This window comes from Paenibacillus sp. UNC499MF (assembly GCF_900107975.1).
Classification (GTDB): Bacteria; Bacillota; Bacilli; order Paenibacillales; family NBRC-103111; genus Paenibacillus_F.
The window spans coordinates 82,507-94,698 of the sequence record NZ_FNVF01000013.1; the positions used below are offsets into that span (position 1 = coordinate 82,507).

General features: G+C 53.1%; 10 protein-coding genes and 1 riboswitch. Of the genes, 6 read left to right on the forward strand and 4 right to left on the reverse strand.

The features are described 5' to 3' along the window. Positions 1-59: 59 nt before the first annotated feature. The 3 genes from C4S74_RS21345 to C4S74_RS26285 all read right to left on the reverse strand — a co-directional run bounded on the left by C4S74_RS21345 (position 60) and on the right by C4S74_RS26285 (position 4,568). Positions 60-1,388 carry an ABC transporter substrate-binding protein gene (locus C4S74_RS21345; protein ID WP_103997364.1) on the reverse strand — a complete coding sequence of 443 codons (1,329 nt, stop codon included), beginning with the start codon at positions 1,386-1,388 and terminating at the stop codon, positions 60-62. Between the two features lie 24 nt (positions 1,389-1,412). Next, entirely contained in the window at positions 1,413-4,100 is a 2,688-nt protein-coding gene (locus C4S74_RS21350; RefSeq protein ID WP_103997365.1) for an EAL domain-containing protein, read from the reverse strand. 129 nt (positions 4,101-4,229) lie between these two features. Beyond that, a riboswitch (cyclic di-GMP riboswitch) is annotated at positions 4,230-4,311 on the reverse strand. Next, entirely contained in the window at positions 4,311-4,568 is a 258-nt protein-coding gene (locus C4S74_RS26285) for a hypothetical protein (protein WP_146065517.1), read from the reverse strand. (Overlaps the previous riboswitch by 1 nt.) A 458-nt stretch (positions 4,569-5,026) precedes the next feature. Between C4S74_RS26285 and C4S74_RS21355 the strand changes: the two genes are divergently transcribed. From C4S74_RS21355 to C4S74_RS21380, 6 genes are all read left to right on the forward strand, one after another. Beyond that, positions 5,027-6,571, forward strand: a complete 1,545-nt coding sequence (locus C4S74_RS21355; protein WP_181024497.1) for a catalase — start codon at positions 5,027-5,029, stop codon at positions 6,569-6,571. 291 nt (positions 6,572-6,862) lie between these two features. Then, the gene (locus C4S74_RS21360; protein ID WP_103997367.1) at positions 6,863-7,762 is read left to right on the forward strand and encodes a rhodanese-related sulfurtransferase; all 900 of its coding nucleotides are present in this window, start codon (positions 6,863-6,865) and stop codon (positions 7,760-7,762) included. A gap of 169 nt (positions 7,763-7,931) precedes the next feature. After that, complete coding sequence (locus C4S74_RS21365; RefSeq protein ID WP_103997368.1) at positions 7,932-8,855, forward strand: Gfo/Idh/MocA family protein; 924 nt, start codon at positions 7,932-7,934, stop codon at positions 8,853-8,855. Positions 8,856-9,078: 223 nt separating this feature from the next. Then, the gene (locus C4S74_RS21370) at positions 9,079-9,630 is read left to right on the forward strand and encodes an N-acetyltransferase (protein WP_103997369.1); all 552 of its coding nucleotides are present in this window, start codon (positions 9,079-9,081) and stop codon (positions 9,628-9,630) included. Between the two features lie 126 nt (positions 9,631-9,756). Further along, entirely contained in the window at positions 9,757-10,764 is a 1,008-nt protein-coding gene (locus tag C4S74_RS21375; protein WP_103997370.1) for a TIR domain-containing protein, read from the forward strand. Between the two features lies 1 nt (position 10,765). After that, the gene (locus C4S74_RS21380) at positions 10,766-10,966 is read left to right on the forward strand and encodes a hypothetical protein (RefSeq protein WP_103997371.1); all 201 of its coding nucleotides are present in this window, start codon (positions 10,766-10,768) and stop codon (positions 10,964-10,966) included. A gap of 407 nt (positions 10,967-11,373) precedes the next feature. Here the strand turns inward: C4S74_RS21380 and C4S74_RS21385 are convergent, their stop codons facing one another. Beyond that, positions 11,374-11,904 carry a DinB family protein gene (locus C4S74_RS21385; RefSeq protein ID WP_103997400.1) on the reverse strand — a complete coding sequence of 177 codons (531 nt, stop codon included), beginning with the start codon at positions 11,902-11,904 and terminating at the stop codon, positions 11,374-11,376. Between the last annotated feature and the right edge of the window lie 288 nt (positions 11,905-12,192).

Genomic DNA, 12,192 nt, shown 5'->3' on the forward strand with positions numbered 1-12,192 from the left:
CCTGACCGGAACGGCAAAACAGCAGCTCCGCCCCGTATTGACGGGCGGGCTGCTGTTTTTTATTTTTTCTTCATCGTATCCAATAAAATTTGCTTCTCTTTCGCCAGGGATTGTTCGATCTTATCCCTTGCGTCCGCGATAATCTGTTTGGTGTCCAATCTTTTCTCAATGCCGCTTGCGATCTCGCTTTCCCAAATTTCCTGGGCCTTGGCGTCCAGCGGCGTGGAAGGAAATTCCCTTACCCGGGTCATCAAATCCTCATGAAGCGCATAAGTTTTCTGCCCGCCGAGGAACGAATTCGTAGCCGCCAGTTCCTTCGCATTTCCGCGGGCGGGCAAATAGGCCGGAACCGCTCCGCTGAGGCCTTCCTTGCTGTATTCGGTAACGGCGAATTCAATGAATTTCCAGCCCATCTCTTTGTTGGCGCCTTTCGATGGGAGAAGAAAATTGGTGCTGTTCTGCCAGCCGTACAAGCCGAAAGGAAGTCTTGTTTCACGCCATTTCCCGGCCGTCTCGGGCGCCCACGCCTGAATTTGTTCGACTCCCCATGTCCCGAAATACATCATGGCGATCGTTCCGTCCTGAACCGCCTTCCGGCCCATATCGCCCCATACGTCCAGATGGGCCTCCAAACCGAAATCGTTAACTTTTTTAGCGATGTCGACGGCTTTGTGAAACGCTTCATTGTAGCGCATAAAATTCAGCTTGCGGTCGAAAATGCCTTCCGAACGCTCAAAGAGCTGAACCGTCTCGTTCACCCACTGCGTCAAATAAATGTTATGCTCGCGCAGCTTTTTGGCCATATGCAGCCAGTTTGCGGGGTCTTCCATATACTTGGCAAGCTCCTCGGGCTCCGAAGGAAACCCGTACTGCTTCATAATGTCCTCCCGGTAATAGGTGACGGTAGGCGCCGTGGACAGCGGAAGGCCAATCAGCTCGCTTCCGTCCGCCGACATGCCGCTTTCCCAAAGGGACGGGCTGAAATCATTCCGGTATTTCCCCGCCTGATAAGGAGGCTTAAGCAGATCCTCCAGCCCTTCGATCGCCGAAAAATTACCGAAATCGGTGCTGTCGACCATCATAACGTCCGGCGGCTTCCCATCGGCCAGCGCTTGCAGATAAGCTCCCACATATTCGGAGTAAGGAATGATCTTTATGTCAATGCTCAATTCCGGATAGCTTTCTTTAAACTTGTCCGCCATGGGCTCGATTCCGCCGTAATGGGTCCATACCGTCAACCGGTTCGGAACGGCCGCTTTTCCCGTGGAAGGAGCCGGCTTTTCGGCGGGAGCAGATGAAGCGGGATTGAGCGGTTCGGACCGGAAGCAGCCCGTGGTGGTTACTATGAACAAGAGCAGCAGCATGAAAATTTTAGTAAGTTTGACCACAACTCGTTTCCTCCCGTCGTATAGCTAATCTGAATGCACCCCGGCAAAAAGTCCGGCATAATTTCCTTTTTGAAGAAGACTGGAAAACTCCCCGGCCGGCAAAGGTCTGCTGAAATAGTAGCCCTGGAGCTCGTCGCACCGGCACTGGGCAAAGTAGGCCGTTTCCTCGGCCGTTTCGACCCCCTCCGCCACAACGGTCATATTCATGCTGTGAGCCAGCTCGATGATAGCCTTGGCTACGGCGGCCTTTTTGGGTTCCCCGCCGATATCCCGGATAAAAGAACGGTCCAGCTTTACATGTGAAATCGGCAGCCGCTGAAGCTGGTTAAGGGAAGAATATCCGGTTCCGAAATCGTCGATCGAGAGCTGAATGCCGCGCTCCCGGATCCGGTTAATGATTCCGATGACCTGTTCGACATTCTCGATAAATACTCCTTCCGTTATTTCCAGCGTCAGATAAGATTCTTCCAGTCCCGATTGTTCCAGTGCGTTTTGAATCATATCCAGCAGGTTCGTCTGGGAAAAATGCAGAGCCGAAATGTTCACGGCAACCGGCACTTTGGGAAGCCCCTCATCCTGCCACGCCTTGTTTTGACGGCAGGCTTCCTTCAAAACCCATTCGTCGATTTTGTAAATAATCCCCGATCTTTCGGCCAGGGGGATAAATTTATCTGGCGAAATGCGGCCCAGCTCCGGATGCTCCCAGCGCACAAGTGCCTCGATTCCGCTGATCGCGCCGGTAGCCGTATCGACTTTCGGCTGATAGTGCAGCACGAGCTGATTATTCGCAAGCGCTTCCTGAATGCCGTTGTCGATCATCATTTCTTCGGAAAAACGGATTTTCAGTTCTTCTTCATAGAATTGATGACTGTTGCTGCAGCCCATGGATTTGGCGAAATACATCGCCATATCCGCGTTTTTGACGATGGTCTCCATCGTGCCGCCGTCTCGCGGAAACATGCTGATGCCGATGCTGACCGAACTGTACAGGGACGATTCCATCAGCCTGACGGGTTCGTCGAGCGCCTCGAACATGCTGCGCGCCACGGCCGTCGCTTTCGCGTCATCGGCATCTTCAATGACCATGACGAACTCGTCTCCGCCGATCCGGAACAGCTTGCACGATTCGGTAACGCTGCGCGCGAACCGGTCGCCGATCTCTTTGAGCAGCAGATCGCCGATGTCGTGGCCCAGCGTATCGTTAATCTGCTTGAACCGGTTTAAATCGGCGAACATGACCGCCACCTGCTTGGGCGTATGTGCCGCCTCCGAAAGCATGCTTTGCAGGTAGGTTGTGAAATACAACCGGTTGGGAAGCCCCGTGAGGATATCGTAAAAAGCAAGCTGGTGCAGCTTTTCCTCCGAAAGACGAAGCTTGTCCGTCTGCTCCTGCAGGCGCTGGTTCATGTTCTGCGATTGATGAAACATACTCAGCAGGTTAAGGGACATCTGCCGGAAGTTATAGGTGAGCGAGGTAATCTCCGAAATGCGGCTGCTCGGCCATTCGATTTCCTTCATCTGCTTCAATTTTTCCGGCAGGTCCGTTGTGGAGGTCGCCAGTTTGGAAAGCCCCTGAATCAACACACGGCTTAAGTACAAGGCGGTGGCGGCTGCGGCTGCCGCAAATAAGAGCAGATACCAGAGCTGCGACAAGTACTGGGAAAACACGCCGACCTGATAATGGCGGATCGGAATGTCGATGTATACGTGCAGGGGCAGTCTGGCGACCGCATTATCGTAGATATAACTGCCCTCCCGCCACTGATGGGCGGGCAGAGCGGTTTGTTCGCGCCCCGGAAGGACCTGATAAAAGTTATCGTCCAGTCCCACAACATTATTGCCGCTCCTCCAGTCATAAACCTGGTTCAGCATGTAGCTCTGCCGATCGGCCGCCAAAACTTTGTTGGACCGGTCCGTAATGACGATCCTGAACAACTGCTCCGAGGTGTATTTATTCACCAGTTCCTGCAGATACCCCACTTGTATCAGTCCCTTGAGCCTGATGCCCAGAATATCCTCGGCCCCCCACTGGTTCAGCTCCTGGTTAATGCTGTTCGCCGTGTTTATCGCAAGCTGCCTGGAGTTCTGGATCGACAGCTTCTCGGAATACCAGCTGTTCATCACGATATAAAGGAGCGACGGGAGGGCGACGGCCATAATCGACAGGTGGAACAGAACTTTGCTGTAAGAGTAGGTCCTTTCCCGCTCTTTGACAAGGCCGAACCAATGAAAAAGAGGCAGGTATTTCAGCAAAATATCTGCGACAAGCGCGTTGAACAACCCGTTTGACAGCGTTATCAGGAGCATCAGGATCAGCTCGTCCGATACGAATTTGTAGAAGCCGTAATAAATGACGATCATCAGCGGGAGCCCGATCAGGAGCCAGTAAACCGTGTCCCAGGTAAGCAGCTTTCCCGGTTTTTTCCGGTTAAGGAAGCCGACCGCCGCAAGTTCGAGAAGGCCGATCCATTCAAATGTAGGATGGTGTAGTAAGAAAAAGGAGAACAGCTGGGTAACGACGCCGGCCAGGAGGCCCAGACGGACGCCGAACAACGATATGGCGAACAGGAGAAAAATGCTGGAAAACGAGAAGGCGATTCCGTAGATAAGATGAAGCCTGCTTGCTTCAAAAAGCAGCGCTAAAGCGATACAGAGCAGATATCCCAGCGTTAACCGGGCTTTGTTTTGTAAAAGGGACTGAATAGTTTTCACACGCTGTCCTCCATTTCTGCCGAAAAGTACGAATGTGAGCACTGCCCCTTGTCCGAACTTACTTCATGGATTACGGCAAAAATAAAAGACCGCTTACAAAACAGCAGCCTCCACTTCCACTCATCCAACTTCGGTAACCCGGCTGTCTAGCTGCGCTTTAGACCCGTGGCTTTGCGTCCTATGCTTTCGCGATAGTTTGCCTTTATCGAGTTATTTAACTAAAGATTCGTTAGTTAATAATTTCGACGCACTAGGTCCTTCTCCTCTTTTTAACAACAAAAAAATAGGGCAAAAGTCGCATATTTTTTTAAAAATATTTACTATCGACGGATTATACGGTAAATTAACCCTTTTCATGCTGTTATCTGTTTTTACTCTCACTGGTGGGGACGCTGCATTTTCTCCCCAAAGACGCGGCTCTGCCGGATTCCGCCCTGTATCGCCGCCGACAGCGTATGTTTTGCTCATCTTGCTGCTCCTCTCTGCTTGGACACGGAAAGCGCTGGCGGAGATTGTTATTTTGGTATCGCTTACATTTTGTTGGTAAAAACGGTCCTATTCTGAGCGACTGGGCCCTTCCTTTTATTATATAAGGTATTTCCAAAGATTACCCCATTTTTTTCCCGCTGTTTCAAGAAATTAAACTCCACATTCATAGCGAAAAAAACAAGGAAGTATTCTCCTTTCCGATACAAGACTAATTCCTCTCCGGTTCGTACAATTGACGCGGTTTTGGGTTACGGTTTGGGTAGCGGGTACGACCCTAAGTGACCGTATTGTGCATAGTTTCGGCCGTCTCTGAAAATAATGGAAACAGCCTAACAAAGCAGGAGGGACTCAACATGAATGACGAAATCAACAACGGCACGGCCGTCACGGGAGTCGGCGGACCCGCCGATAGAAGGCTCGCCGAAGGCGAGCAGGAAATGACGCTGACCAACCGGCAGGGTCATCCGATTACCGATAATCAGAATATCCGCACGGTCGGAAACCGCGGTCCTTCTACATTAGAAAATTACCATTTTCTCGAAAAGATTTCCCATTTCGACCGCGAGAAAATTCCCGAGCGCGTTGTACATGCCCGCGGCGCCGGCGCGCACGGTTACTTTGAGGCGTACGGCAAGGTCGGCGAAGAACCCGTCGCGAAGTATACCCGCGCCAAGCTTTTTCAGGAAGCCGGTAAGCAAACGCCGGTATTTGTCCGTTTTTCGACCGTCGTTCACGGCGTTCATTCACCCGAAACGCTGCGGGATCCGCGCGGCTTTGCCGTCAAATTTTATACGGAAGACGGAAACTGGGACCTCGTCGGCAACAACCTGAAAATCTTTTTTATCCGTGACCCGCTCAAATTCCCGGACATGGTTCACGCTTTCCGTCCGGACCCGGTTTCCGGTATTCAAAATATGGAGAGAATGTTCGACTTCCTCTCCAACTCCCCGGAAGCGACACATATGGTTACGTTCCTGTTCTCGCCTTGGGGCATTCCCGCCAATTACAGGGAAATGCAGGGCTCCGGCGTCAATACGTACAAATGGGTCAATGCGGACGGCGAAGGTGTGCTGATCAAATACCACTGGGAACCGATCAATAACGGCATCCGCAACCTTACCCAGACTGAAGCGAATGAAATCCAGGGTAAAAACTACAGCCACGCGACCCAGGATCTGTACGAAGCGATCGAACGCGGCGACTATCCCGAATGGGAACTCAGCGTTCAAATTTTGAGCGATGACGAGCATCCCGAGCTGGATTTCGATCCGCTTGATCCGACCAAGCTGTGGGATCACGAGAAGTTCCCGTTCCTCCCGGTCGGTAAAATGGTCTTGAACAAAAACCCCGAGAACTACTTCGCGGAAGTTGAACAAGCCGCCTTCGGTACGGGCGTCCTCGTGGACGGGCTGGATTTCTCCGACGACAAGCTCCTCCAGGGCCGCACCTTCTCCTACTCGGATACGCAGCGCCACCGGGTCGGAACCAACTACCTGCAGCTGCAGGTCAACGCTCCGAAGAAGCATGTCGCAACGAACCAGCGTGACGGTCAGATGACATACTTCGTCGACCGGGCGCCCGGACAAAACCCTCATGTCAACTACGAGCCTTCTTCGCTCGGCGGACTGCAGGAAGCGCCGCCCCGCGGCCGGGAACACGAACCGGCTTACAATGCCAAGCTGGTCCGGGAGAAAATCGACCGGCCGAACGATTTCGGACAGGCCGGAGACACGTACCGGAAGTTCGAGCAGTGGGAAAAAGACGAGCTGATCTCTAATCTCGTCAACAATCTCAAGATCTGTAAACCTGTCATACGCGACAAAATGGTGGAATATTTCACCCAGGCGGATGCGGAATACGGACGCCGCGTAGCGGAGGAGCTGAGCAAGGCTGCTGCTTCGTCCGAGCACATGGGAACTGTCGAAAACCGGGAAGGCGCGGAGAAAGCGGAACAAGCCGGCCGCAAAACGGACGGCTATTAAGATGGACAGACGCGCGTGCTAAATAAAACGGAGAACAGGAAGACTGTTCTCCGTTTTGCGTTTTAGCGCTTGGTGGTTTGGTGTTTTACGCACGGCAAAATATCCTATCACTTTCCACTTCCATTTAGGAAACATACAGGTTTACTAAGTCGGGAATATCTTCTATAATAGATGCATGAATCCTCAAGTTACTCCTCAACAACGGTAGGAAAGGGTGCTCCCTTTTCTACCGTTGTTGATTGAGCGCAGCCTTTTCTTCTAAAACTTCAGATTAGACAGGTGGTATTTGCCATGAACGATACGAAGCAGCCTTATCGCATTTTGCTTTACTATAAATTCGTCCCGATCCCAAATCCCGAGGAATTCGCCGCCGAGCACCGGGAATACTGCAAAAATCTCGGCCTGAAAGGCCGCATTCTGATTGCCGCCGAAGGCATCAACGGGACCGTATCCGGTACGGTCGAGCAGACGGAACAGTATATGGCGGATATGCACGCCAACCCTCTTTTTGCCGATATGGTGTTCAAAACCGATCCGGCCGATGAGCATGCTTTCAGAAAAATGTTCGTCCGCTACAAAAAAGAGCTGGTCACCTTCCGTTACGAGGAAGAGCTGGACCCTAACGTGATCAGCGGAAAAAGATTGTCTCCGGCCGAGTTCCACGAGCAGCTCCAAAACGAAGACGTCATCGTCCTCGACGGCCGCAGCAACTATGAGTACGACTTGGGCCACTTCCGCAACGCGATCCGTCCGGATGTGGAAGCGTTCCGCGAGTTCCCGGAATGGATCCGGGAAAACATGGCCGACCTTAAGGACAAGCAGATCCTTACGTACTGTACGGGCGGAATCCGCTGCGAAAAGCTGACCGGCTTCCTGATCAAGGAAGGCTTCAAGGATGTCGCGCAGCTCGAAGGCGGCATCGTCACGTACGGGCAGGACCCAGAAGTGAAAGGAAGACTTTTCGACGGCAAATGCTACGTCTTCGACGAGCGTATTTCGGTGCCGATCAACCACACCGAAGAAGATATTATCGTCGGCAAATGCCACCACTGCGGCAAGCCTGCCGACACGTTCATCAACTGTGCGAACGACTTCTGCCATCTCCAGCACATCTGCTGCCCGGAATGCGAAGAAGAGCACAGCGGCTGCTGCTCGGACAAATGCGAGGAACTCGTTCTTTCCGCGCGTTAAGCGGCTTCCAGGAAGGCGTATGACAGGCCTGCCTGAAGCGGACCGAAGCGCCGCCAAGAATCCCCGGACCGTCTCCGATAAGGAGATCGGCCCGGGGATTTTCTTTTTTTGGGGAAAGAGCTGCGGAGTTCCGTTATAATGGAAGCAGAACCTACGAGGAGGAGACTTTATGCGCATTGGTATTATCGGGCTCGGCGACATCGCCCGCAAAGCTTATTTACCGGTGATTACCGCAAGAAACGACGTGGAGCTTGTTTTCTGTACGCGGAATACCGCCACCTTGCAGCAGCTTGCTTCCACTTACCGGATAAGCGAAACCGTTACGGAGGTTAGCGAGCTGATCAGCAGGGGCGTACGCGCAGCATTCGTCCATTCGTCCACGGAATCTCATGCGGAAATAACGAAGCAGCTTCTGCTAAGCGGCGTTCACGTCTATGTGGACAAGCCTATTGCCTATACATACGAGGAGTCCCTGGAACTTGCGGAACTTGCCGAAGAAAAGGGCCTTATTCTGATGGTCGGCTTCAACCGGCGCTTCGCCCCCCTCTACGTCTCCGTTAAAGAAAAATCGTCACCGAACCTGATTCTGATGCAAAAAAACCGTCCCCACTCTCCCGATTTTGCGCGCCGGTTTATCCTCGACGATTTTATTCATGTCGTCGATACGCTCCGCTACCTGGTGCCGGGAGAAGTCCGGGAAGTTAACGTCACTTCCCATCAGCAGGACGGCAAGCTGTATCATGTAATGCTCCAGCTCAGCGGCGACGGCTATACGGCCGTCGGCATCATGAACCGGGACAGCGGCGCCAGCGAAGAAACCGTGGAAGTGATCGGCGGCGGCCGCAAATGGTCGGTGAAGGATCTTAATACCGCTGTAGAGCTGGCGGACGGCGGCGAGCGGCATTACAAATTCAACGATTGGGACCCCGTCCTGCACCGCCGTGGTTTCCATGCCGTCATCGATCATTTTATCCGGACGGTAAAAGAGGGCGGAGAGCCCGTACAGTCAACGCGGGATGCGCTCGAAACCCACCGCCTGTGCGAGGAGATCGTCAAAGAGCTCGAAAAGAACGGAGTATCCGCCTGGGGATAAGAGATGCCCGATTCACGGCGGATCAACGGAAGACGGCTTTTAACCGAACGCTATTCCCTGCCCGCCGCTTGAAAAGCCCGCCTATTTCGTTTGAACGGGTCCGTTTTCGCTTAAACTAAGAAAGAGTGCCTCCCTTTCCGTGAGGCGGCGCTCTTTCTTTTTTGCTTGCCGTTCTTCACTTCGTATGGCAGTTGGCCTATCCATTTCAGACCGGAGGTACTTCATGAACATCATCACAACAACACAGTGGGACGAATTGCTTTGGCGGGAAGCGGAACCCCTGTACAACGAAGCTTTCCCCGATCACGGAAGGAAGCCCATTCCGATCATCCGTCAAATGTTCGAAAGAAAGCTCTGCTTCCTTCATCTCGGCATTGCCGGAGATACGGCCGACGTTATGGCGATTACCGGGGAACTCCCGTCGGTCCGGGCGCTTCTGATCGACTACATCGCGGTCCGTCAGGATAGCCGGGGGCAGGGCACCGGACGGCATTTTATTGAAGAGCTTAAAAATTGGACCCGCGGTGAGCGCGGTCTCAGCGGCATGCTGATCGAAGCGGAGGCGGGCGACGGGCCCGATCACCGGAGCCGGCGGCGTTTCTGGGAAGCCTGCGGGTTTCATTTGACGGACTACGTTCACGAATACAGCTGGGTGCCGGAGCGCTATCAGGCGATGTATGTGAATTTAAGTCCCGAGGGGGAGCTCCCCGACGACGGCCGGCTTCTTTTTGAGTCGATCACCGATTTTCATAAAAGGTCTTATCAGCGTAAATAACGGGGCTCCGGCGGTTCGTCTCCGCTACTCCTCCGGGATTCTCGTCCTACTTCTGCCGCATGGACAAATGAACTCCCGTGCGCTATTTTTAAAGAAGCAGGCGACTTTTGGAAAAAAGGAGTACGTATGGACCAACAACGGAAACCGAAAATGTTTATCGGTTCTTCCAGAGAAGCGATTCCTATCGCGGAAGGTGTATTGGAAAACCTCTCCCCCGTTGCGCAGGTAAACCCCTGGTTTGCCGGTGCCTTCAACCCCGGGCGGTACACCATGGAAGATTTGGATAAACAGGTGCAAAGCAACGATTTCGCTCTTTTTATCCTATCGACGGACGACGTCGTTCAAATCCGAGGCAAGCAGTATGCTTCGGCCCGGGACAATACGATTTTCGAGATGGGGCTTTTTATGAGCCGCCTGGGCAGGGAGCGCGTCTTTTTCCTTATGCCGGATCGTATTCCTGAAAGCGTTAACGAAACGGCCGTAGGCGGGCTGCGGACCCCTTCGGATTTGTTCGGGGTCAATGCCCTGACGTTCGAAATCCGTACCGAACCCGATGAGTGGGTTCAAGCAACAGCCGCGGCCTGCAGCACCGTCAAAAGAAAAATGCGCGAATTGGGCTGTCTCTCGGAGCAGCTGACAGTCTCCCAGCTCGCACGCATTCTGCGTCTTTTTCGTACCCTGTTAAAAGGGGTTCCTTTCAAACCGGAGGAAGAAGATTTCCTCCAGACGCTCAGCGAAGGAATCCGGATCTCCTACACGTGTCCGCCCCAGTTTACGGTTAAGGGCGTCACGATTCACATGGCGGAGCAGGACGAGTGGATCAAGCAGGTCGCCGGCACCTCCAACATCGGCATGATAAACCGGACATATCCCCTGACGGCCAATGAAAATCTGGGTCCCGGAGACAGGCGCATCCTTGTGGTGGACGCTCATTTGAACAACAGAGTCACGATGAATCTGCACTCCTCTTCCATTGAAAATGAATATTTGATATGTTATCCTTTAGCTAAGAAGGTTGTGCTGACCGTGCATATGATCGGTCAGGATACATTGAGCTCGGAGCAGTTGAACAAGATAACCGTCCTGAACGGTCAGCTGATCAGTTCGGTAAACGATTTATTGGGAGGGGAATAAGATGAAACCGGTCAGAAACAGATCGAACAGCGGATTAAAGCGGCGTCGTTCCGCCAAATCTGCTGGTAAAGTCTTGGCCCAGCGGAACTCATCGGGTCATATTTATTCCATCGGTCCTTCCGTGGACGGGAAAGAGCAGTCTTTCCAGCTCGTTCTGGAGAAAGAAGCCGTGTACGAAACTCCCGTCTATCTTCAAGGCTGACGCCATAACCGAATGAAAAAACCGCACCTTTCACTGCGAAAGGTGCGGTTTTTTTGCCGTTCGGGCGTACGTGTATTCGTGCACTCGTGCACCCATGTATTCGTCCGTCCCGGTATCCATATTCGTGTATTCGTGCACCCGTGTATTCGTCCATCCAGGTATCCAGGTATCGGGTGTATCCGTGGTATTCGTGCACCCAGTGTCCCAATATCCCGGTATCCCCTTTATCCGATTTAACCGAATTCGGCAATGACCGCCGGGCGTTATGGAAGTGTGAAAGCACCGGGGGACGGTGAACAAAAGGATAAGCATACCGATACATCCATATCCGATATCCGTATCGGAATCTGGTTTAACGGAAACATAGAATCCGGCCGGCTTTCCGTTTTCTCCTCCGTCATCCGCCGCTAACCCGAATGAACCTTCCGGATCCGTTTCAGCTGGTGAATATGCCCCCACTCGTGAACCGCGCTGAACTGCAGCCACTGGCAAGCATTCAGCTCCACCCCTAGAGGATGGCGGGACACCAGACTGTTCGTCTCTCTGGCGGCCAATAGCGGCAAGAGCGCTTTCAGCCTGCCGCGGACCTCCGCAAGCCGCTCCAGCCCGTCCTCATACGCCACTTTTCCGGTAGGAAATGCGGACGGCGGAGAAGTTTTAGGCGTGCCGAGAAGCCCTTTTTGCTCGAACAGCGCCATGACGTCCACCCGCTTCCGGTCCTCAGGCTCGGAAGGACGTACAGCTTCTCCGCTCAGCAGCCGTCCGATTTCGGCGATGACCTGTTCCTCCACGATGCTCAGGTGCTCGATGATCTGGGCCGGGTTCCAGCCGCCTTCATACTCGCTCAGGTGCCGTTCTTCCGGCCCGAAAGCGTCCAGCGCCGCCAGAAGCTCCCGTCTTTTTTTGTCCAGAAAGGGTTCCAGTTCGGAAAAAATCATGCGTCCCGCCTCCTTGTTTACAAGCGTGCTTCTCTCCCCATCATAGCGCGTTCCCGCGTTTTCTTCATCCGCCTTATGAAGGACTTTCATTAATTTACGAAAAAATGCACCTCCAATCGCAGCGGCCGGTATAAACAAGGGGTGCTTTTCCGGTATCCACTACAAGGAGGTGCTTTACAAGCGGCTGTCCGCTACCTTTTCCGATTACATATGAGAAGTGGAATGCGCCAAGCGGGCTATCCGCGTTTTACGTGTTTCAGCCGGAGGCGCCTGAACGTAAAATCATCC